Below are 24,335 nucleotides of genomic sequence, written 5' to 3' on the forward strand. Positions count from 1 at the left end.
CTGTCATCCTTTCACCAAAGAAGATATACGTTCAGAAACAGATGCTAATGGCACTGTTTCTTGTTCACTTGTTTCCATAAAACGAATGATGGCCTCTTGCTTAGCCAATTCATCATCACCCACTATGATAACATATTTTGCATGAATTTTGTTAGCATATTTTAATTGAGCCTTCATACTTTTACCTTGTCCATCCATTTCCGCAGTGATATATGCACTACGCAATGTTTGGCAAATTTTGAAAGCTTCTAATTTTGCAGCCTCTCCAAGGGCTACTACAAATACTGCTGGTTCGATTGTCGGTTCAGGCAATAAGTTTTGTTTTTCTAAAGCCAACAACAAGCGTTCCATGCCCATTGCAAAACCAATAGCTGGTGTATGAGGACCATCGAGTTCCTCTACAAGGCCATCATAACGACCACCACCGGCAACGGCACTTTGCGCACCTAATGGAGTATATTGAACTTCAAAGGCAGTTTTTGTGTAGTAATCTAGGCCACGAACCAAACGTGGATTTAGATTATATTGAATATTCGCCGCATCAAGTAATGTTTTAAGTTCTTCAAAATGGGTATTACATTCTTCACATAGATGTTCATGAATTTCAGGGGCACCTACGGATAAGGCTTTGCACGTTTCATTTTTGCAATCCAATAAACGTAATGGATTTTTGTACAACCGCTCTTGGCAATCTTCACAAAGTTGATCTTTTTTAGGTTCAAAGAACTCGATCAATTTTTGACGATACGTAGGACGACAGTTTGGACAACCTACAGAGTTCACCTCTACATTGAGATCCTTAAGACCAAAATCTTTCAACAACTGTACGATCATACAGATAACTTCGCTATCCACTACAGGAGATGGCGAACCGAGTACTTCTGCACCAAATTGATGGAATTCACGATAACGACCAGCTTGCGGTTTATCGTGACGGAACATGGAACCCATATAGAACCATTTTGTTAAATTTTCTTTACCATACACCTTATTTTCAAGGTAAGCCCGTACGGCAGAAGCCGTATTTTCAGGGCGCAATGTATAGCTTTGTTCCTTGTCATCGCCAGTGGAGAAGGTATACATTTCCTTTGATACTACGTCCGTAGTTTCCCCAATGCCCCGTAAAAATAACTTTGTATCTTCAAAGGCAGGTGTACGAATTTCGCTAAAGCCATAAGCTTTACAAATTTCGCGCATATGCTGTTCTATATAATGCCAATTTACAATTTGTTCTGGCAAGAAATCTTGTGTACCTCTTGGTCTTTTAATAGCCATTACACAACCTCCCAAAATGATTTACATAATGCATGCCTCTTAGCTAATAAAGCCTTTAATGTATCTGTATATACATCTACATCCTTTGGCATGTGTTGCTTTTTCTGTCTAAACGCAGGAGCCTTAATCCATTTAGATGATCCACCTGGTCCCATAGACATAATTGTTTGCCGCTCTTCCATGATTTGAATATTATATTCACACGCTTTACCTGGCAATGTATACCCAATATTTTCAAGTTGACCTCTCATATATTGTTGACGATATAGATAATACGGCACATAACCTGCCTGCTCTAATCGTTCCTGAGCATACTGTACCATGTGTTTTACTATGGACTCATCAGGTACATCATGTTGCATGTTCAAATCATATAGCGGACTACCGCGTTTGATAGCTAACGTATGAATTGTAACATTTTCAGGCAAATTATGACAAATATAATCCATGTTATGCACCATATGTTTTATATTTTGCCCAGGCAGACCTGCTATAAAATCCATATTAACAGCAAAATCTGTATGTTTTTTAACATATTGATACATATCATCGATATCTTGTGCGCTGTGTCCACGCCCGATGCGACGTAATATGGTATCGTCCATCGTCTGAGGATTAATGCTAATGCGATTCACATGACACGCTTGCATAGACTGTATTTTTTCAGTGGTTATAGAATCTGGTCTTCCCGCTTCAACCGTGAATTCATGCCCTTTATGTATCAATGTAGATAATCCAGTTAAAACACGATGAAAATCTTCATCATTCAATATAGTGGGTGTACCACCACCCATATAGAGCGTTTTAATGTGCAAATTGTAACTTTCACAAATCTGGCGCACATCATCTATATCATCTAATAAGGCTGCTATGAATTCAGATTGTCGATGATACTCTTGATATAAACCGTATGGAAATGAACAATATATACAACGTGTTTCGCAAAACGGAATTCCACAATAGAGGCTTACATCCTTTGCAGAGTGCGATTCTAAAAAAGGTCGTTGATAGTGCCCAATTCGACTGAGAATATCTAATTTTTCCAAAGACACAGAAAACTCGTCCCTAATGTGACGAGTTGCATCCTCTAATGAACCATATTGGTCTATATATTTATGAAGTAATTTAGTAGGACGCACCCCTACCATTGTGCCCCACTCATTATGAGCAGGCAAGCCCTGTTCTGTACGCAACAATACGAGTAATGACTGCCCTATTGAGCGTCGCCCCATAGAAGATACGGGCCCTGTTAAGGTATGTTCAACACCTCGAATAGATACGGTCAAAACATACATATCATCACATTCGACAGCCTGAAGGATTACATCAGCCTCTTCATTGCGCGAAAACAATCCGGCTGCGCCACAGTTGTGGGCCACTACCGATCCAAGCGGTAGTGGCCCCGTGTAATGATATCCATTAAGCATGATGTGCCATTTTATCGAGCTTTTCAAGTTCTGCTGGCGTCATATGCGCTTGGCAATCACTGCAGTAACCATATACTTTTAATTGATGGTCAATGGTACGGAAATTCAATTTCTTTGCAATGATAGATTCCAATGTTTCTAGCATATCATCTTCAAACTCGGAAACCTTACCACATTTCACACAAATCAAATGATGATGGAAATGGGCAAACTCTTCGTCATTTAATTCATAACGGTTACGGCCATCACCAAAGTCAAGGCGTTTTAACAAGTCAAGTTCTGTAAACAAGTCCAATGTACGGTAAATGGTTGCAAGACCGATATCTGGTGCTACTTCTTTTACCAATACATATACATCTTCTGCGCTCAAGTGATTTTCTTCAGCATCGATGAAAGCTTGTAAAATCGTTTGACGTTGTGTAGTCAATTTGTATTTTTTATCTTTAATGCGTTCTTTTAATTTTTCCAATGTTGTATTCATAATTACTATCCCCTTTATAAATAAATTAATTAAGCACCTACAAATGGATTATATTGTTTTTCATAACCAATTTGTGTTTCTGGACCATGTCCAGGATATACCATCGTATTGTCTGGCAATGTATATAACTTTGTTTTAATCGCGTTGATGAGGGCATCATAATCACCTTCTACAAAATCAGTACGCCCCACAGATTGATTAAATAAAGTATCCCCAACAAATACTAAACCCGGCATATAGTAGCATACGCCGCCAGGTGTGTGACCTGGTGTTTCGTATACTGTCAAATCAATAGCACCACATGTGATGTGATCACCTTCATGAACCTCTATAATGCGCCCTTTTACGGTAATCGGTGTAGGATTGCTATAATTGCTTAGATTCAATTCCGGATCACTTAAGTATTTCACATCATTATGATGTATATAGATAGGCACATCGTAAGCATCTACAATGCCTTGTACGCCACCGATATGATCCCCATGACCATGAGTTAAGAGAACTGCTTTCGGCTTTACATTATGTTTTTTTAAAGCATCGAGTACCTCTATCGTAGCAGGATCGATGATGAACGCTTTCCCCTGTTCCTTATCGCCTATCACATAACAATTGGTTCCAAGCGGTCCCAACGGCATACGCATGAGAACTAAATTTGATGTATCCATTATGCACCACCTTTACTACGTTGTACCGTGTACACTTCACGGATACGACGCAATTTAGTCATAACAAAATCAAGTTGCGATATATCTCGAATTTCAACAACGATGTTGATCATTACATTTTTCGTGTTTTCAAGAACTTTGGCGTTCATATTGGTAATGGTAATTTTCAATTCTGAAAGCACCGCCATTACCTCCATGAGGATTCCTGATCTATCATAGGCTTGAATATCGATGCCTACATGGAAGGATTCACTCGATGCTTCATCCCACGAAACTTCAATCATACGCTCTAGATCTTCCGGTGTATGACCAAGGCTTGTACAATCGGATCGATGTACGGAAACACCACGACCTCTTGTAATATAACCGATAATATCGTCGCCTGGTACAGGATTACAACATTTTGCCATACGAACCATAACACCAGGTTCGCCTTTTACGAGAACACCAGTGCCATTCTTAGCTTTTTTGGCCCCTTGTACCTTTAACTTTTCAATGATTTGTTCCGTTGTTTTACGAGCATCTTCATGCTCTTTAGATTTTTTGTATAGTTCAACTAATCGCAATAGAACGGTACTTACCGGTATTCCACCATAGCCACAAGCAGCATATAGTTCATTTTCAGTATTGGACTTCAACTGTTTTACAACTTGTTGAATGCGATTGTCACTACAAAGCTCTTTCCAACTATAATTGAGGCGTTTTGCTTCGCGCTCAAGTGCTTCAAGACCCTTTTCAATATTTTCTTCTTTATTTTCTCGTTTGAACCAATTACGGATTTTGTTCTTACTTTCAGAGGAGCCTACAATATTGAGCCAATCAAGGCTTGGTTTACCAGTTTTAGAGGTAATGATATCGACGATATCCCCATTTTGCAAGGTGTAATCCAGAGGCACAATTTTACCATTAACCTTTGCCCCTACACAACGATGGCCTACATCGGTATGAACGCGATAAGCAAAGTCGAGTGGTACAGAACCGATAGGCAACTTAACCACATCACCCTTAGGTGTAAATACAAATACCTCACCAGAGAATACGTCTAATTTCAAAGCATTAACAAGTTCCTTAGGATTAGACGTATCTTGCCATTCTAACACTTGACGAAGCCATGCAACCTTTTGGTCAAATTCTTTATCAGCGCCCTTATTACCTTCTTTATAACGCCAGTGAGCGGCGACACCATATTCGGAAACACGATGCATTTCCCATGTACGAATTTGGATTTCTACAGGTTGCCCCATCGTACCGATAACCGTAGTATGCAAGGATTGATACATATTGGATTTCGGCATGGAAATATAATCTTTAAACCGATAAGGCAACGGTTTCCAAATGCTATGAGCAATACCTAGAACGGCATAGCAATCCGGTACAGTATCAACAATAACGCGTACAGCCAATAAATCATAAATTTGAGACAAGTCGCGATTATCCTTTTTCATCTTTTTATAGATACTATAAAAATGCTTTGGTCGTCCCTTGATATCCGCTTTGATACCGGCCTCACCAAGAGCCTTCGTCAATTGTTCCATCGTATCGTTAACGATATCTTCACGGGCTTGACGCTTTTGTTTCATTTGATCAACGAGATCATAGTATTTATCTGGTTCTAGGTACCGGAAGGATAAATCCTCTAGTTCCCATTTTACGTTGAAAATACCAAGGCGATGAGCTAAAGGAGCAAAAATTTCCAACGTTTCCTTAGCAATGCGTTTTTGTTTATCGCTACGCATATGTTTTAAGGTACGCATATTATGCAACCTGTCACCCAGTTTGATAACGACAACGCGCACGTCTTTCGCCATGGCTAAAATCATCTTGCGATAATTTTCCATTTGGCGATCTTCTTTAGTTTCATATTGGAACTGATTTAATTTTGTTACCCCATCAACGAGGAATGCAACTTCAGCGCCAAATAATTTTTCAATATCTTCCTTTGTATACTCCGTATCCTCAACGACATCGTGGAGCAAGGCTGCAATCAATGTAATATGATCGATTTGCAAATGCGCCAAAATCTCTGCCACTGCAAGAGGATGCATGATATACGGTTCACCAGAGGCTCTAAATTGACCTTCATGGGCTTTATCTGCAAGGGTGAAAGCCTTCATGATTTGGTCGCATTCATCATCTCCTAGATACGAATGCACATAATCCATAAACTCTTTTAAGGCCTCTTCTTTATTAAAGCCTTTTTGTTCAACTAAGGCTTTGCCTTCTTCATTTATGGTCATCATTGTATCACCTCCTGCTGACTATATGTAATAAACGTAACGGATGTTGTCAAATCAAGCTTACCGTTGATGACATTCCAACGGATCATCGCTTGTCCATTATCGTTCGTTTCTTCGCTAATAATACCTAATTCTTTGAACACATCAAGGGCCATCAATGCAGATGAACCATTTTGATTGGTGGGTTTACGCCGCAAAATTTCTTGTTCCACATAGTATAAAGAATTAGCGCCGCCTTTTAATACGAGGCGTACAATTGTATATATTTCACGTAAACCTTCAGCACTTAATTGAATAGGTTCTTCTATGATAGGCTCTATATCTTGAATCATGAGTTGTGGAGATACAAAACCTTGCCATTCATTTTTTTGAAGTGTAAAGGCAACTTTCACATTCATGCCTTGAAAAATATGTCTAAACAAATCAGGGCGATTCCAAGCGATAGCATCAACGCTACCATTGGCGGTGGCTAAAATCACCTTACAGTGATTTTTAAGTTGCCCCATCAGCATAATGTCCTGCACCTTAGCATCCATAACGCCAAATATAGGGGTACTATTGCCCATCCCATACGGTTCTAAGGCGGACACACGATCTACAATATCAACATCGATATCATCAACGGGCAATGTGGCATCAATGGATACAACAGGAATATACTCATCAGGAGAAACATGAGCCTTACAATACTCGGTTAAGCGCTGACGCAATTCATCAATACGGCTAGCATCTATACTAAATCCAGCCGCTGCGGCATGGCCGCCAAATTGAATCAATATATCTTCACAGGATTTTAATGCATTATATATATTAAAACCTTCAATGCTACGACAAGAGCCTTTACCTACGCCATTATCAATGCTAATAACAAGTGTAGGCTTGTAAAACTCTTCTACCAATCGCGATGCGACGATACCGATAACACCGGGATGCCAATTTTCTCCAGCCACTACGGTTACATAATCAGCTAAATGACCTTGAGTAGCTACATTAGCGCGGGCTTCTTCATGAATAGAACGTTCTATTTCTTGACGTTCCATATTCGTTTCTTGTAATTCTTGAGCAATTGTTTCTGCCAAATCTACATCGTCCGTAACAAGTAGCTCAACGGCACGCGTTGCATGAGTAACACGGCCTGCCGCATTTAGGCGCGGTGCTAAGGTAAATCCAATATGTCCTGCGGTGATCGTTTTATCATGTAAGCCGGCCACATCTATAAGTTTATCGATGCCTAAATTAGGCAACTCGTTCATCTTCTTAAGTCCAGCCTGAACGATGATGCGGTTTTCTCCAACCAACGGAACGACGTCAGCAACGGTTCCAAGTGCAACGATATCTAAATCATCAAGATACCACTCTCCGCATTGACGCAACCATAATGCTTGGCATAGTTTAAATGCAACCCCCACACCGGATAAATTTTTATCCCTATAAGGACAATCTGGTTGTTTGTGATTAATAACGGCACGGGCAGGTGGAATTTGAGGCGGTGCCGTATGATGGTCTGTAATAATGATATCGATGCGATCACAAACAGCCTCCACAATATCATAAGAACTAATACCACAGTCCACGGTTATCACCAAAGATGCGCCATCAGAGATAATATGCTCTAATGCCTCTAAATTTAATCCGTATCCCTCGCTTTGGCGTTCAGGAATGTAATAACTTACACGAGCCCCCATTTTAACTAAAAAGCGATATAACAGCGATGTAGCCGTAATACCATCCACATCATAATCTCCATAGACGACTATAGATTTTTTTGCTTCTATGGTTTCTAAGATGAGCGCAACCGCCGTTTCCATATCCTTTAAGGTAAAGGGATCAAGCAAATCTTTAAGTGTACCTTCTAAGAAGCGATGGCCTTCATCGCTATCTATATTCCGATTTACCATCAATCTTGCTACAATCGGATTTACACCGAGTTCACGGATCAATGTATTTTCTTTTTCTGCATCCCTTGGCATAATATGCCAACGTTTCTTCTTCATAATCCAAAACCTCGGTGACATGTATATAAAATAATGTTGATGAATAATGTAATAATTCATAATCAATATTAACATTGTTTATAAATCTATTATCATTATCATTTTCTTTCATTATACAACAAACGCCCTTATAAATAAAGGGTTTTATCATTATTTTTTATATACAACCCACTTGTTTTTCTCAACAAAACAGCACTGCTTATTATCATTCTCATAATAAGCAGTGCTTGTTCATATAGTTATATACTATTTTTTACACATGAAATATTCAGAAGTTTTAGTGAGATATTAGAAACGAAAATCTCGTTTTCCATCTTCCATTTGAGCAATGTAAGCCTTTGCCTTATCTTTTACCAAATCATTCTTGATATTTTCCAATTGGTCTTCAATAACCTTGGCACCATGTTTTTTAGTCTTTTCATCGCCGTAATCCATGATGTATTCATTCAAAGTCATCAACGCATTAGGTTGGCAACAGTTATGAATTTGACCTGATTTAGCAAGCGCCATAAAGCGGTCCCCAGTACGTCCTGCACGATAACATGCAGTACAGAAACTAGGTACATAACCAAGGCCCAAGAGCCAATCCACAATTTCATCCAAAGTACGTGTATCGCTGCGATCGAATTGTGCAGAGTTATCTTCTGGTTTTTCCTCTTCTTTGTAGCCGCCTACACTCGTACGAGAGCCACCACTGATTTGAGAGATGCCTAATGCCAAACCACGTTCACGCATAGATTGGCTTTCACGAGTGGACATAATCATGCCTGTATACGGTGTAGATACGCGAATAAGAGCCACGATTTTTTCAAAGATATCATCCGGTACAGCATTGCTAAAATCATCTACATCGATGTCATCAGCAGGGCAAATACGTGGCACAGAAATCGTATGAGGGCCTACACCATGAACGGCTTCCAAATGCTCAGCATGCATCAATAAACCGACGAAATCGTATTTATAATGTTCTAGGCCATACAATACGCCAATGCCTACATCATCGATGCCACCTTCCATAGCGCGGTCCATCGCTTCTGTATGGTACGCATAATCACTCTTCGGTCCTGTTGGATGTAAAGCTTCGTAATTTTCCTTATTATAGGTTTCTTGGAATAATGTATAGGTACCGATACCAACATCATGCAATTTCTTATAATCTTCTACGGAGCACGCCGCAATATTTACATTGACGCGACGAATTTCACCATTTTTATTTTTAATGCTGTAAATGGTCTTAATAGATTCCAAAATATAATCAAGAGGATTGTTAAGAGGGTCTTCGCCAGATTCGATAACAATACGCTTATGCCCCATTGCTTCTAAAGCAATAACCTCCTCTTTAATTTGTTCTTGGGTCAATTTTTTCCGTTTAATATCGCGGTTCTTAGAGTGATATGGGCAATATACACAGCCATTGATACAATAATTAGATAAATATAGCGGTGCAAACAACACAATGCGGTCACCATAAATAGCTTTTTTGATTTCCTTAGCCAGTGCAAATAGCTTTTCTTTATATTCAGGCAACGGACATTCTAAGAGAACAGCTGCTTCTCTATGATTTAGCCCCTTAAACGTAGCCGCTTTCGCTAAAATTTGATCTAATAATTCACGATTTTCTTTATTTTCCTCTGCATAGGCAAGAGTATCAAGGATCTCTTGATGAGAAATAAATTCCTCCGCCTTAGGAGATTTTACATCATACATAGTACTTACCTCAAATCTTTCCAGTGGACATGCCACTCTAGTTAGGTCTGTGAAAGCTATCATTACTATTTTAGTAATCTTTCACCGATACTGTACTAAGTATACCACTATTCCTACTAAAAAGCATTGGAATTTACTATAACAAATAATCATTTTCCCCATGCACTGTATACGATAAACCATAATTCACCTAACCAATAACACAAAAAATCCCTAGTGGGTAAACCACTAGGGATTAATAGTTGTAAAATTAAGCTTCTACAGGGTATACGCTAACTTTACGGTTATAACGACCAGCACGTTCAAATGCTACTTTACCAGGCACAAGTGCGAATAAAGTGTCATCTTTACCGATACCTACGTTAGTACCAGGGTGGAAGTGAGTACCACGTTGACGAACGATGATGTTACCGCTCTTTACGATGGAACCATCATGGCATTTAACACCAAGACGTTTAGATTCACTATCACGACCGTTACGAGTACTGGACACACCTTTTTTATGTGCGAACAATTGCAAATCAAAAGTAAACATGAAGTTCACCTCCTATATTTCGTGTATTTGGACAAACTCTGGATACTGTTTACTAATTTCTTCTAGTCCGAGAAGCATAGTATTTAATATATCCTGACCGCTCCGGGTTATTTCACCAGAGAGGACCATATCACATTGGCCTTCACTATTAGAAAACTCACCGTTTTGCTTAGCAATTTTGGTAAGCCCTAACATAGCTGTAGCAGACAGTACAGATACTGCTGCACACACTATATCATAGCCATGTTCATCATATCCTGCATGACCGGACATATGACAACCAATGACTTGGTTATCCTTGTTCCGCTGGATTTCAATGGAAACCATAATTAAGCTTGGATAGATTCAATACGAACTTTTGTGAACGGTTGACGATGGCCTTGACGACGACGGTAGTTGGATTTAGCTTTGTATTTGAATACTAAAACTTTTTTACCTTTACCATGTTCAAGAACTGTACCTGTAACTTTTGCACCGTTTACAAGAGGAGCGCCAACTTTAACGTCGCCGTCATTCACTACAGTCAAAACTTCTTCGAATGTTACGGAATCGTTAGCAGCTGCTTCCAATTTTTCGATAGTAATTACATCGCCTTCAGCAACGCGATATTGTTTACCACCAGTTTTAATAATTGCGTACATGAGAACACCTCCTTGTTATCGAACTCGCTGAATTCGGTATCCCGACCCGAACATCGGTCGGGCGTTTAAACCTGCTTCACGCGGATTGCAAAGTTCAGTAAACCGAACTAATACTGATATAGTATATCGTATTTACAACTTCATGTCAAACACAAATCGGTAGAATCCGCTCAGCTTCTGACACTTTCATATATATACAGCCTTTGAAATCATCCGATAATCCCCAGGTGTTGCAAGAGTATCTTAGTACCGATGAGGATTAGGACACCGCCTCCGAGTATGTCTGCATATTTTCCAACAAATTGGCCCATAAATTTGCCCAAATATATCCCAATCAAGGATATACCAAAGGTAATGACACCAATCATGGTCGATGCTTCCCATACATTGATAGGTAAGAAAGCAAAGGTTAAACCTACAGCCATCGCATCAAGGCTCGTTGCTACAGAGAGCATAAACATTTCCCAAGCACCTAAGAATTGCTTATCATCATCCTCGTCATCGTCATCACTAAGACCTTCGCGAATCATAGCAACCCCAAGGTACCCTAATAGGCCAAAGATAATCCAGTGATCCCACTCGGAGATAACATCGATAAACTGACGACCAATGAGCCATCCAATAACGGGCATAAGGAACTGAAATAGACCAAATAAAAAGGCTAAGGTAACCTTTCGGCCATTTTCACCTACGGGCATAGTCAATCCCTTGCCAATAGAAACGCCAAAGGCATCCATCGCAAGGCCAATACTAATTAAAATGATTTCAAAAACAGACACGATACTCACCTATCAACATACTACTTACTTATTCTGCTACAGCCATCAAGGAGTACCCTTCTCGACTGATTTGTGGATTGACTACGATTGATATACTGCGACCAATAGAGGCCCCCAAATCGTCGAGCACAGATTTAGTTAAGTATTGTGCTACCTCCGGATGGACCTCAATTTCTAAATTGGATTTAATGCGACCTGACTTAAAGAGTTCACGAATACGCCGTACAATCTGCATATACACAGTTCTACCAGACAACATATATCCAGTGCCGCCACATTGCGGACATGTATCAAACATCAAGGTTTGCAAACCTTGACGTGCACGTTTTCGCGTCATCTCTACGAGCCCTAGCGAACTGATACCGCAGACAACGGTTTTCATCTTATCTAATTTGGCTTGTGCACTCAACAATTTTAACAATTCTTGTTGATGCTCTTTATCCTTCATATCAATAAAATCGACAACGATAATACCGCCAATATCGCGCAAGCGCAGTTGTCGACAGATTTCTTTGGCCGCCTCTTTATTAACTGTGAAAGCTAAATCTTCTAGCTTATTGGATTTGCCAGTATAGTGAGCCGAGTTTACATCAAATACGGTAAGGGCTTCCGTATGATCGATGCGAATAGATCCTCCAGAAGGAAGATTAATATCGCGGGAGATAAGATCCTCTAATTGCGGTTCAATGTGGTTCGCTTTAAAGATAGGCGTACTATCTCGGTGGCGTGTTACTTTGATTTGTTGAGATGTAGGTCCGTGGCCTAATAAATCTAGCAATCGAGATTCGCCCATATCGGAATCGACGATAATTTCTTCTACATTGCGATGCGCATAATCGCGCACGAGGCGGAACCAAAAGTCCGCATCACTGTAAAGGTCTGTACCGCTTTTGGCAACCTTAAATCGCTTTAACACATGTTGCCATGTACGCCACAAGTAGTCCATATCGCGAGCGATTTCATCGGCACTGGCCTTAGCTGCAGCCGTACGGATAATGAATCCACAACCTTCTTTTACATAAGGCGCCGCCAACTCTTGTAATTGAGCACGTACAGATTCATCGGTAATCTTTTTTGAAATATGCATGCCTTCAGAATAGGGCAATAGCACCATAAATCGTCCCGCTAAACTTACGTCTGCTGTAACGCGTGCCCCCTTGCCAAGCATTTCTTCTTTCACCACTTGAACAAGAATTTGTTGCCCCACAGATAACCGTGGCAATATTTTCTGTTCCTTACCTTGTTGAAGGTTCAAATAGGCATTTTGAGAGCCTCCAATATCGACGAAAGCAGCTTGCATGCCATTCAAAACATTTTTAACAGTACCCTTGTACATATGATTCGCCATGTGAGACTCATCAGTTCGTTCCAAAACAAAATCTATAAGCTGTTCCTTTTCATCGATGACAGCCATGCGAATTTCCTCGCGCATAACATTGACCAAAATTTTATGCATCCTATCCCTCCCTTCTGTTCAGTTTAACTATAGTATATGCCAAATCAAACACATAGCCTTAATAATTAATTTCTAATGGTGTAAAACGACCTTCTTCATTTTCTACCATAATCGCTTTACGGTGAATTTCGTAACCAGAAGTAATAGGCCAATTATATTGATCCTTGCCAAGATTCCATACTTCACTCGGTTTTATAGTACCTTGTGGATAAATACCAATCCCCATCGTTAGTGTCACCATACCATCGTGCACGGACGCTACAATCGGTTCTTTTACGAATTCTTTTACATCGATAATACGCGTCTTTTTAGGGGTAACCTTTTCATAGGAAATTTCAGTAGCCTCATTAAAAGGCTTAAGTAAGCTATCCCAGTCAACATTCTGTTCCGTTACAGGACCTGTTACTTCGTAGATTGCGTAATTGCAGATGGCCATCATTTTCTTAACCTTATCAGGCATGATCTTGCCACCGAGAACCTCAAGTCCACGAGGAGCCACTGCATTTAATCGCGCCATAATAGACTCTAAGCTATCATCTTCCAACACATCCATATCAATATATTCTGCTTCTGCCGTTACACCTAGTGCTAGTGCAGAAGAAAAACTAATTTTCATGTGCGGATTAAATCCCTCGGAATAGGCCATTTTGATTTCTGCACGGCGAATCATGCGCTCTACGGCTTGTGCAAAATCGAGATGCGACAAGAATCGTAATTCTTCGCCTTTATGTAAGGCCAAACGTAATTTTTTCAACTCTGCCACCCTCCTTATAATCTACAATAGCCGTATCTAATTCAGGGCATACATTACAACCCTTACATGGTCCACGACGACAATCTGGCGTTAACTTCTCAGCAACGGCCTGTTCCCATTCGCGTTTAAAAAAGGCCTTGCTTACAGTACAATCCAAATGATCCCATGGCAATGGCTCATCAAAATCACGGGTGCGACGCGCATAATACGCAGGATCAACACCGCAGTTTTCAAAAGCCTGTAACCATGTTTCATAGCTAAAGAACTCAGTCCAGCCATCAAATTTACAACCAAGTTTCCATGCTTCTACTAATGCCTTGGATAATCTACGGTCGCCACGGGCAAATACAGCCTCCATATAACCGGTATAGCCATCATGATAATGATAGGAAATATTGCGATTATTAATAAGCGATTTTAAATATTTTTGCTTACGATGGATTTCTTCCACATCTTGTTGACCATACCATTGATATGGAGAATGTGTTTTTGGTACGAAAAACGATACACTAACGGTTACGCTACCATTGCGCTTACCCGTAATATCGCGATGCAAATCGAGTACCTTGTACGCCAAATTAGCAATACCTGCTAAATCTTCATCAGTCTCAGTAGGCAATCCCATCATGAAGTATAGTTTTACCGTGTTCCATCCGGATTTAAAAGCATTTGTACAAGCGGCTAGCAAATCTTCTTCACTAACACCTTTATTGATAACATCACGCATGCGTTGAGAACCTGCTTCTGGTGCAAAGGTAAGGCCACTTTTACGCACTTGTTGTACCTTCTTAGCAATATCAATAGAGAAACTATCGATACGCAATGATGGTAAGCTGACGCTAACCTGTTTATCTTTAAACTCTTCCATGAGCATATCTACCAATTCTGGTAACTTGGAGTAGTCAGCAGAGCTTAAACTCATCAAAGAGATCTCATTGTAACCTGTATTTGCAATCGTTTCTTTTGCAATTTCTAACAACCGTTCAGGAGTTCGTTCACGAACAGGACGATAGAGCATACCGGCCTGACAGAATCGACAACCTCGCGTACAACCACGGAACAACTCAAGAACAGCCCGATCATGAACGATATCCAAAAACGGTACCACCGGTTTTGTAGGGAAAAATACATGTTCTACATCTTCTATGATGCGTTTTTGAATTGTAGCAGGCACGTCTTCAAAGCGTGGTGTAATCGATTGAAAATCGCCTTGTTCCGTATACTCTACATCATATAATGCTGGGCAATAGGTACCGGGAATTTGTGCTGCTTTTCGCAAGAAAGCTTCTTTACCACCAGGGAATCCCTTCGCTTTTTCTGCTTTCAATAGGTCGATAAACTCATCGCCCCATTCTTCAGATTCACCGAGGGACACAATGTCAAAGAAATCCGCAATTGGTTCCACATTATACGCACAAGGTCCACCACATACGAGCAATGGGAAATCCATATCCCGATCCTTTGCATACATCGGTATACCTGCTAAATCTAGCATATTTAGAATATTGGTAAAACTCATCTCATATTGTAGTGTGAACGCAAGTACATCAAAGTCCTTTATAGGCGTACGTGTTTCTAAAGAGAATAAAGGAATATTGCGTTTTCGCATTTCCTCTTCCATATCGTGCCAGGGTGCAAATACACGCTCTGCTACTGCATCTTCACGGCGATTGACTAAGCCATATAGAATCTTGATACCCAAATGGCTCATAGCCACTTCATACACATCGGGAAATCCTAGCGCCATAGTTATATCAACAGTACTGTGATCTTTCACTATACTGTTATATTCACCGCCCGTATAACGAGCTGGTTTTTGGACATGTTGTAACCATGACGTATCTAATTGAATCATACATCCTCCGTCTTTTGTGAAAGACTTCTTTCAAACTCATTCCTAAATTAGAATGATAACTAAAAAATATATTTTTTACGCTGCATTGATATATTTAATAAAATACCAACACTTATCATATTTGTGGTCAACGCACTAACACCATAACTGATGAATGGCAATGGTATACCTGTAACCGGCATAATCCCCATGGTCATGCCAGCATTGACCAATACCTCGAAGCATAACATGGATCCAATCCCTGTAGCCAATAACATACCGAAGCGGTCATTACATGAATATGCTACCTTTATGCTTCGATAAATAAGCATAAATAAAAGAATTAATACAAAAATACAGCCTATAAAGCCTAGTTCTTCACCTATAACAGAAAAAATAAAATCTGTGTGATTTTCAGGCAAAAAGTTTAGCTGGCTTTGTGTACCATTAAATAATCCTTTACCAAATATAGTACCTGAACCAATAGCAATCTTAGACTGAATGATATGATATCCAGAACCAAATGGGTCGATATCAGGATTCATAAATACGAGAATCCGCTGCTTTTGATAGTCTTTCAACACAAACCAAGCCAACGGCATTAGTAAAACGCCTACCGTAGCGATAATACGAACTAAGCGCAATCGTATGCCAGAAACAAAGAGCATGCCCACAAAAATCGCTATATAAACGAGGGACGTTCCTAAGTCTGGTTGCATGAATACTAGCAAAATAGGTATGCCTACATATAAGATAGGCACAACAAGAGATTTAAAGGTATCTAATTTATTGTAACGAGACTCTAACATCTTTGCCATACAGATAATCATCAGTAATTTAGAAAACTCTGATGGCTGCAGCGTAATAGGCCCTAACTGGATCCAACGCTGTGCACCTAAGGCAGATGTCCCTACAAAGATTACGGCTAACAACAACATAATCGTTACTATATATATGCCGTTAGCCCAATCTTTTAATTTATGATAATCCATAAATTGGATGCCAATCACAAGGGCTATATTAATAAGAAAAAAGATCAGTTGCTTCGCTACTAATGTGGAAAAATGAAGTCCTGTTTGATTAATATGGGTGGCACTACCGATGGCAACTACCCCCATGGCAACAAGTAATAGTGTACATATGATGATTGTCCAATCACAATCACGCCAAATTCTTTGTAACATATGGCACCTACTTTATACGAACCCGACGCCACATACTTTCTTTACCAGAAAGAAGTCGATTTCGCGTAGACCAAGAATTTGTATATATTACAGGATTAGTAGAATTATCATCATCGGACTCAACAGGCTGAGCTAATGTGGCCGTCACAGAAGGTTCAGTAACTTTTACAGTCGTCACTTCGTTGAAGCGCTCAATAAGGTCTTGTTCATCCCAAGCATCTCCAGAGGTTATGTACTCTACTACAGGAGCTAGCATATGGCGATATGCTTTTGGCATATCTTGAATGAGTACACCATCCTGTGTATTATCTAGTATTTGTGTGTCATAAGGTAATATAGAGCCCACATATTCAGCACCGAGTGCATCGAGCATATCATACATATTCGGCATATCCCGATCCGTACGGACTGCATTAAATACAACGGCATAATCACGATGGCCATATTCACGACAGAATTGAATGGTGCGTGCTGCATTTCGTATGGACACCCACAAAGGTTGAGTAACAATTAGAAACCGCTGTGCTAGCTCTACAATAGATTCCAACCCACGACCGATACCTGCAGGACAATCTACAAGTACATAATCATAAGACTTAGCTAAGTGGCTTACAAGTTTTCGATATTTTTTGCGTCCCATATCTTCCCAGCGCACACTTTGACTAGCTGGCAAAAAATATAGATTATCCTGAACTTTCATGACTACATCATCAGCCATGGATTTATCTTCTAATGCATTATATGCATCAAAACATACCTCATCTTCTTTTCCCAAGATAATATCTAAGTCGCGCAAACCAAAATCGCCATCACAAAGAAGAACTCGATATCCTTGTTCGCTAAGCGCAGCCCCTAAGCAGGCTGTTATCGTCGTTTTACCTACGCCACCTTTACCTGAGATAAGACCGATTATATCCCCCATTGTATATCCTTCCTATTCCTTTACACTTGGCTTAATTTCCTGTGTTTCTTTTTTATTGGTTGTTGTTTTTGTATCAGTTGTTTTTGTGTCAGTCGTTTTTGAACTACTAGTAGGCACCTTAAAATAGGCACTCAAAATATCCCGTACAATCGGTCCTGCAGAGCCTGCACCAAAACCACCTTGCTCAACGAGAGCAACGACGACAATTTGAGGCTTATCATATGGTGCATACGCAACAAACCAGCCATGATCTCGGCCATGTGCGTTTTCCGCAGTCCCTGTTTTACCTGCTACGGCAACAGGAAAACCTTTAAACAATTCACCAGCCGTACCACCTTCGCTAGTTACATCGCGAAGACCTTCGCGAATAAGGTCCATAATATTTTTAGGTACTGGAAGTACGCCTAGGTTCTTAGGTCCAAAAATTTCAGCTGGTGTCCCATCGGGATTATCAACACGACTCACCACATATGGTTGGTAACGAGTACCTCCATTCGCCACTTGACTGAGAAGTACAGCCATCTGTAATGGCGTTACCAAATGGAATGATTGCCCGATAGCCGCATCAAAGGTTTCGCCTAAATACCAATCTTGATCAAATACTTTCCGTTTATACTCTGGACTCGCCACATTACCAGCTGCTTCACCGACCAGATTGATACCCGTTTTTTCACCTAATCCAAAGTAGCGGGCATAGGTATCGATATTTTCAATACCTAGGCGATTACCCATTTCATAGAAATACACGTTATCAGACTTAGCCAAAGCACGATTAAAATTCAACCAACCCAATGCTTCGCCTTCTGCATTTCTCTTATCAATGAGCCAGTGTTTCCCACTATCAAAAATCATTTCATCAGGAGTTACCTTTTTCAAGTCTAATGCAGCTGTACCAGTTACAATTTTAAAAGGTGATCCTGGTGGATATTCACCAGCAATGACCTTATTTTCAAAAGGATGACTCTTGTCATTGTTCAATTGATTCCATTGAGTCGATGTAATGCCCTTGGCAAACCAATTAGGATTAAATTCTGGCGCACTTACCATGGCAAGAACCGCGCCAGTATTAGGGTCTAATGCAACCACGGCTGCACCCGTTGCACCTGAACTACGCAACTGATCCAATTCCTTTTTAACAGCCTCTTCTGCCGCTTTTTGAATATTCACATCAATAGTAAGATGAATATTTGAACCCGGTACAGTATGCTTGCGATCGACCTCTGCTACAGGTCGGCCAGATGCATCAACCTCTAATTGCTTGCCACCGTCAACGCCACGAAGCACTGAATCATATAATTTTTCTAAACCAGCACGGCCTAGGATAGATCCAGCACCAACCGTTGTATTAGGATCTTGTTCCTTAATTTCTGCTAGTTCATCTTCACTTACTTCACCAACATACCCAAATAGCTGAGATGCCATAGTTTCATATGGATAATATCTTAAAGGTTCTACATCGATAGAAACACCAGGCAATTCATGACGATGTTCTTCGATACTAGTCACCACGTCCATGGAGATATCGTTAGCTATACGTATCGGTTCATAGCCATGTTTGTGGTCATCTACCTTTTTTTGAATTTCTTCTGGCTTTTTATGTAACAATGTAGCTAGCTTAGCCAATTCATCATCATCTAAAGGTTTGCCATTAGGCATAATAGAAATGGTATAGGCCGGTCTAGAACCGACTAAAATCTGACCATTTCTATCATACATAACCCCACGAGCAGCCGTCATAGGTACAATGCGCAGGCGGTTACCCTCTGCTTTAGCTTGATAATAACCACCCTCTAATATTTGCATAGCAAATAGACGGAGCCCTAGAATAACGAAGATACCCATTACAATATAGAAAAGCACATCAAAACGGCTCGTTTTTTTCCTTTTATATAAACTTTCAAGCACCTATGATTCCCCTTATATGCTTTACTAAATCAGCAATTCTACCAAATATAATCCTCTTTTTCTTCCATAAGGCCCATCATTTTATGGCCTATACCACCTAATATGGCATTCCAAAATACAGTTGGCATAACCATGTGTCCCATGTAAGAAATGAATTGGATATCACCACCACTGGCACCGATCATGATGCAGCGCATAATTCCATCTAAAATCGTACATACACCGATAATGCCGCATGACCAATACCAACGTTCTTCGTAAACACTACTTTTTACAAGAGACAGTAGATATACTACGACAATGTACGGAAAGAGATGTAATCCAAAAAAGTTAGATATCAAAATATCATGAATGGATCCACCTACTACGGCAGCAATAAGCCCCATTTTTCGACCTTTAAAAATCGTGACTAAAACTACAGCAGTCAGTATACAATTGGGTAGCCAATTCGTATGAAATATGGCCGGTAATAATTGAGCTTGTATAAAATACAACGCACAACACACGAGAATTAATGCAATATATCTCATTGATTTACCGCTCCTTTAGCCCCTTGCACTTGGTCACGCTGCGTTTGAGGAACTAATTTAGGTTCTAATTTTGCTTTATCTGGTGTTTGCACTGTAGAGGCAGTAATAATAAACACCTCTTCTAAGCGATTAAAATCAACGCTCGGTTGAATAGCCGCGTTTTTCACGAAACCTTCTGTATCATTTGTAATGGTTAATACATTACCCACTAACAAGCCCTTTGGATAAATTCCACCATAACCAGAGGTAATCAATTTATCGCCTACAAGGACATCACCATCACGTGCAATATTGACCATCATTGGCTCATTAGGATGATTACCATCCCCTTTTACTACACCGGCCAAACGTGATTCAGGACGCTGTACGATAACACCAATTGCACTGCGAGGATCCAAAATAGTTTGAACACGTGCCGAATTAGGATATACATCGGTAACAAAGCCCACAACGCCACTTGGTACGACAACAGCCATATTAGGTTGTATGCCGTCATTCTCGCCCCGGTCAATGGTAAATGTATTTGACCATGTACCGAAATCTTTAGTAATAATGCCCGCCAAGGTCATCGTAAACTCTGGGTGGGACGATTTATAGTTAAGCATCTGACGAAGGCGAATATTTTCGGCCACAACTTCATCGTGATTTAGTACCTTTTGTTGCAAATCTGCAATGGTATTATCCTTATCATTGCTTTCAACAAAACCCGATATAGCATTATCAATGATACGTATGCCGGTTTGAATCGTTGAAAGTACGCGAGCTGAACCATATGTGAATGGGGTAACAATTTTTTCAAATGGTACGGTTACAAAGGGGATACTAGTTCGCTGTTTCCAGGCAAAACCAAGAAGGGCCATGATAATACAGCCGAGGACAACAAAGATTAATAATTTACGATCTGACTGTATCATACACGTCCCCTTCTATCCTTTGAATTAATAATAAAACGAGCTAACTCTACAATTTGACCGGAACTACGATGCAAGCCTTGTACGACCTTTAATTCTGGATCAGAAGCAACCTGAACAGGTACCCCCATTTCGGTGCTAATTCGCTCTGCTAGCCCCTGCAAACGAGCCATACCACCTGTTAACACAATTCCATGCTGCATAATATCAGCCACTAATTCAGGAGCTGTAACGCGTATCATTTGTTGAATTGCATCTAAAAAGTCTGCAAGGCGTTTATTAATCACTTCGTAAATTTCAGATTGATGAAGTACAGCGCGTCTAACAATACCACTCGTCATATCGCGACCAGTAAAGGAGAATTCACAATCCTCCGCAGGTACAACCGCAGTACCTATAGCATGTTTAATATCCGTTATAGTTTGCTCGGATACCATTAAACCAAAACACTGATTAATATATTGCATGATGGCGCGATCTAAATCGCCGCCGCCAAACCGTATCGTCTTACTAATAACCGTGCCACCTAATGAGATAATCCCCATGTCGGCAGTACCTTCACCAATATCAATAACCATAGATCCACGAGCCTCAAAAATTGGTAAACCGGAACCTATAGCGGCAGCCACAGGGCGTTCAATCAGAAAGACTTCCCGCGCGCCTGCTTGAATTACGGCATCCATCATGGCCCGTTGTTCTACATCAGTCATGCCACAAGGAACGCCAACGAGTACACGAGATCTACGCAATGTATTGGATACCTTGTGAAGAAAATATTTTAACATCGTATGCATTACGCGGTAATCGACGATAAATCCATCTTGTAGCGGTGTCAACTCCATCCACATATCAGGCATGCGTCGTACAATGCGATCTGCATCATCACCGACAGCAACAATTTTATCTAATTTTGTATCAGTAGCCACAATGGAGGGCTCACTCATCATGGTCTCGCGCGTGCCCCCCATGACACGTGTCATAGACGTACCAATATCGATACTCACGTCTTTTCCAAAAGACGGTAAAATGGAATTCATAATGCTAATCTCCTTCATTACATCATCATTCCATTTTACCACAACTAGCTTAATTTACCAATTTCACTCAAGCTTGTAAACTCGCCATCACCAATGACGATATGGTCTAAGACTGGAATGCCCATAAATTGCCCAGCACTAACAAATAACTTGGTAACACGTATGTCATCATCACTAGGTCTACTATCGCCGGATGGATGATTGTGAATCAAAATAATAGCGGCTGCATTACAAGCAATGGCTTTTCTAAAAACAGCCCGTTGTTCTACAAGACTCGATGTGAGGCCTCCATTAGATATGGTCTCGATGTGAATTAATTTATTCCGAGACGTCAACATAGCCGCTAATACATGTTCTTCTGTTTCATGGCGCAAGCGTTCCATTACATATTGAGCGATAACATAAGGCTGAGAAAAATCTTCGTATGTAGAGGTGATTTTTAACTCACCCAAACGCCGTCCTAACTCTACAGCAGCACAAATAGTAACCGCTTTATCGATACCAACGCCCTTAATCTTTACTAAATCATCTACGGTCATATGGTTTAGCCCATGAATACCATCTGTGAAAGAATCGATAATCGTATGTGCTAAATCAATAGATGATTGACCTTTTAAACCGGTACGTAATAATATAGCCAATAATTCTTCCATCGCCATTTGTTTAGGGCCTAGAGCAACGAATTTTTCACGTGGCCGTTGAAATGGCAACATATCTTTTACGCTGATAGTTCTGACTTGCATTGCATTTCTCCATTCTTACAATACATAAACAAATCAGCCTCATATTTCTACCATAACATTAGAATATCTATTTGATGTGTTAACATGACCATCAATATTAATCTAAGACTTTACACCTAATGCTTTACATAATTCTTCATATACATGTTCTACAGGCAACCCTACAACATTTGTATAGGACCCTTCAATCTTATCAACCCACAAAGCGCCCTTTCCTTGGATGCCATAGGCTCCAGCCTTATCCATCGGTTCCATGGAGTCGATATATGACTCGATTTCAAAATCCTGCAGCGTTTTAAAATACACCTTTGTTTCATTGTGAAAGACGATTTCGCGTTCCTTAATGAGTAAGGCTACACCGGTAATAACAGAGTGAACTTGACCAGATAATGTACGAAGCATTGTACGTGCCTCATCCTTACTATGCGGTTTCCCTAGTACCTTTCCATCAAATACAACAATTGTATCAGCACCTAGTACGATGCTACCATCAGGCACATCATTTGCGCAGCGCGCTTTACCAAGAGCTTGTGCTTTCACCATTTCAATAGGATCTGTAATCACTACATTATCTTCTACATAAGAACTAGTAACAACAGTATGGTCTATACCCACTTGATGCAATAATTCCGTTCGTCTTGGTGATTGACTTGCTAAATATAATCCACTCATTCTTGTTCCTGTTCTTCCGCACTTTTAATTAGACTGTCATAATATTCCTTAACATCGATGCCTTGTTTTACCGCATCAGCACGTACCGTAGCATAGAAAATAACATCCGCTTCTGGCACGCGCACACGATTAGGTACAAACTGTTCTAGTGTTTCATAGAATGCATCCTCTGCTTTCAACATAACACGGCCATATTGAACCTTTTTCCCTTTAGTAATGGAATATACCATGAACCAAATCGGTCTATCATCGGAGGTAGAACACTTTCTATATTTATAGCGATAACGTAAATTCGTTAGAAAATCGCGATTATACGCATAAATACCATCAATATCATCATATTTTACAGAATATGTACGTTTTCTAAAAAAGGATTTTTCTTTGATGATAAATTCAGAATCCGTCAATATATATGTATAGCGGCTCACAGCTTGTTTAACAATGACAATGAGCGCCATGATTTCTATAAAATATTCTGAAAGTAATATATGGCCCTGCGCAATACTTCTATAGGTGGTAAAACCCATAGCCCCCACCAACAAAATAACAAATACCACTACTAATAATTCTGCACTACGGGTGCGCTGAGATTGTTCACTATATAAAATATTCATACGTAACCCCTTTCAAAAGACTCTGCATACTA

The 24,335-nt window shown here is 40.1% G+C and carries 23 protein-coding genes; all 23 read right to left on the reverse strand.

Annotated features, from left to right (window positions below; genetic code table 11):
• Positions 1-3: 3 nt before the first annotated feature.
• Positions 4-1,275 carry a histidine--tRNA ligase gene (gene hisS, locus HMPREF1477_RS03155; RefSeq protein ID WP_005376362.1) on the reverse strand — a complete coding sequence of 424 codons (1,272 nt, stop codon included), beginning with the start codon at positions 1,273-1,275 and terminating at the stop codon, positions 4-6.
• Entirely contained in the window at positions 1,275-2,702 is a 1,428-nt protein-coding gene (hemZ, locus tag HMPREF1477_RS03160) for a coproporphyrinogen dehydrogenase HemZ (protein ID WP_038148056.1), read from the reverse strand. The genes hisS and hemZ overlap by 1 nt, the downstream gene beginning before the upstream one ends.
• A complete protein-coding gene (locus HMPREF1477_RS03165; RefSeq protein ID WP_005380706.1) occupies positions 2,695-3,183 on the reverse strand; it encodes a Fur family transcriptional regulator in 489 nt (162 codons plus the stop codon). The genes hemZ and HMPREF1477_RS03165 overlap by 8 nt, the downstream gene beginning before the upstream one ends.
• A 29-nt stretch (positions 3,184-3,212) precedes the next feature.
• The gene (locus HMPREF1477_RS03170) at positions 3,213-3,848 is read right to left on the reverse strand and encodes an MBL fold metallo-hydrolase (protein ID WP_016475796.1); all 636 of its coding nucleotides are present in this window, start codon (positions 3,846-3,848) and stop codon (positions 3,213-3,215) included.
• A complete protein-coding gene (locus HMPREF1477_RS03175; RefSeq protein WP_016475797.1) occupies positions 3,848-6,088 on the reverse strand; it encodes a bifunctional (p)ppGpp synthetase/guanosine-3',5'-bis(diphosphate) 3'-pyrophosphohydrolase in 2,241 nt (746 codons plus the stop codon). The genes HMPREF1477_RS03170 and HMPREF1477_RS03175 overlap by 1 nt, the downstream gene beginning before the upstream one ends.
• Positions 6,085-8,079: a single-stranded-DNA-specific exonuclease RecJ gene (gene recJ, locus HMPREF1477_RS03180; protein WP_016475798.1), complete on the reverse strand. Its 1,995-nt coding sequence runs from the start codon at positions 8,077-8,079 to the stop codon at positions 6,085-6,087. The genes HMPREF1477_RS03175 and recJ overlap by 4 nt, the downstream gene beginning before the upstream one ends.
• A gap of 288 nt (positions 8,080-8,367) precedes the next feature.
• Entirely contained in the window at positions 8,368-9,786 is a 1,419-nt protein-coding gene (gene hydG / locus HMPREF1477_RS03185; RefSeq protein ID WP_016475799.1) for a [FeFe] hydrogenase H-cluster radical SAM maturase HydG, read from the reverse strand.
• 250 nt (positions 9,787-10,036) lie between these two features.
• Positions 10,037-10,321 carry a 50S ribosomal protein L27 gene (gene rpmA, locus HMPREF1477_RS03190; RefSeq protein WP_004696430.1) on the reverse strand — a complete coding sequence of 95 codons (285 nt, stop codon included), beginning with the start codon at positions 10,319-10,321 and terminating at the stop codon, positions 10,037-10,039.
• A gap of 12 nt (positions 10,322-10,333) precedes the next feature.
• Positions 10,334-10,648, reverse strand: coding sequence for a ribosomal-processing cysteine protease Prp (locus HMPREF1477_RS03195; protein WP_016475800.1), 315 nt, complete (start codon positions 10,646-10,648; stop codon positions 10,334-10,336).
• 2 nt (positions 10,649-10,650) lie between these two features.
• Positions 10,651-10,962 (reverse strand): 50S ribosomal protein L21, encoded by a 312-nt coding sequence (gene rplU, locus HMPREF1477_RS03200; protein WP_005377353.1) that lies wholly within the window; start codon positions 10,960-10,962, stop codon positions 10,651-10,653.
• 209 nt (positions 10,963-11,171) lie between these two features.
• A complete protein-coding gene (locus tag HMPREF1477_RS03205) occupies positions 11,172-11,741 on the reverse strand; it encodes a manganese efflux pump MntP family protein (protein ID WP_016475801.1) in 570 nt (189 codons plus the stop codon).
• 28 nt (positions 11,742-11,769) lie between these two features.
• Positions 11,770-13,197: an Rne/Rng family ribonuclease gene (locus HMPREF1477_RS03210; protein ID WP_016475802.1), complete on the reverse strand. Its 1,428-nt coding sequence runs from the start codon at positions 13,195-13,197 to the stop codon at positions 11,770-11,772.
• Between the two features lie 58 nt (positions 13,198-13,255).
• A complete protein-coding gene (locus HMPREF1477_RS03215) occupies positions 13,256-13,951 on the reverse strand; it encodes a TIGR03936 family radical SAM-associated protein (RefSeq protein ID WP_005377342.1) in 696 nt (231 codons plus the stop codon).
• Complete coding sequence (locus tag HMPREF1477_RS03220; RefSeq protein WP_016475803.1) at positions 13,923-15,806, reverse strand: TIGR03960 family B12-binding radical SAM protein; 1,884 nt, start codon at positions 15,804-15,806, stop codon at positions 13,923-13,925. The genes HMPREF1477_RS03215 and HMPREF1477_RS03220 overlap by 29 nt, the downstream gene beginning before the upstream one ends.
• A 59-nt stretch (positions 15,807-15,865) precedes the next feature.
• On the reverse strand, positions 15,866-16,969 hold the full coding sequence (gene rodA, locus HMPREF1477_RS03225) for a rod shape-determining protein RodA (RefSeq protein WP_016475804.1): 1,104 nt from the start codon (positions 16,967-16,969) through the stop codon (positions 15,866-15,868).
• A gap of 7 nt (positions 16,970-16,976) precedes the next feature.
• The gene (locus HMPREF1477_RS03230; RefSeq protein ID WP_016475805.1) at positions 16,977-17,891 is read right to left on the reverse strand and encodes a P-loop NTPase; all 915 of its coding nucleotides are present in this window, start codon (positions 17,889-17,891) and stop codon (positions 16,977-16,979) included.
• 12 nt (positions 17,892-17,903) lie between these two features.
• Positions 17,904-19,796 carry a penicillin-binding protein 2 gene (gene mrdA / locus HMPREF1477_RS03235; protein WP_005377362.1) on the reverse strand — a complete coding sequence of 631 codons (1,893 nt, stop codon included), beginning with the start codon at positions 19,794-19,796 and terminating at the stop codon, positions 17,904-17,906.
• A gap of 38 nt (positions 19,797-19,834) precedes the next feature.
• A complete protein-coding gene (mreD, locus tag HMPREF1477_RS03240) occupies positions 19,835-20,326 on the reverse strand; it encodes a rod shape-determining protein MreD (RefSeq protein WP_009661595.1) in 492 nt (163 codons plus the stop codon).
• Entirely contained in the window at positions 20,323-21,240 is a 918-nt protein-coding gene (gene mreC, locus HMPREF1477_RS03245) for a rod shape-determining protein MreC (protein ID WP_005377430.1), read from the reverse strand. Before mreC ends, mreD begins: the two co-directional genes overlap by 4 nt.
• A complete protein-coding gene (locus HMPREF1477_RS03250) occupies positions 21,237-22,274 on the reverse strand; it encodes a rod shape-determining protein (protein WP_005377434.1) in 1,038 nt (345 codons plus the stop codon). Before HMPREF1477_RS03250 ends, mreC begins: the two co-directional genes overlap by 4 nt.
• A gap of 44 nt (positions 22,275-22,318) precedes the next feature.
• Complete coding sequence (radC, locus tag HMPREF1477_RS03255; protein WP_005380542.1) at positions 22,319-23,017, reverse strand: DNA repair protein RadC; 699 nt, start codon at positions 23,015-23,017, stop codon at positions 22,319-22,321.
• A gap of 102 nt (positions 23,018-23,119) precedes the next feature.
• Positions 23,120-23,689: a nucleoside triphosphate pyrophosphatase gene (locus HMPREF1477_RS03260; RefSeq protein ID WP_016475806.1), complete on the reverse strand. Its 570-nt coding sequence runs from the start codon at positions 23,687-23,689 to the stop codon at positions 23,120-23,122.
• A complete protein-coding gene (locus HMPREF1477_RS03265) occupies positions 23,686-24,303 on the reverse strand; it encodes a hypothetical protein (protein ID WP_016475807.1) in 618 nt (205 codons plus the stop codon). Before HMPREF1477_RS03265 ends, HMPREF1477_RS03260 begins: the two co-directional genes overlap by 4 nt.
• Positions 24,304-24,335: the final 32 nt, after the last annotated feature.

It is taken from the genome of Veillonella sp. HPA0037 (assembly GCF_000411535.1).
GTDB classification, from domain to species: domain Bacteria; phylum Bacillota; class Negativicutes; order Veillonellales; family Veillonellaceae; genus Veillonella; species Veillonella atypica.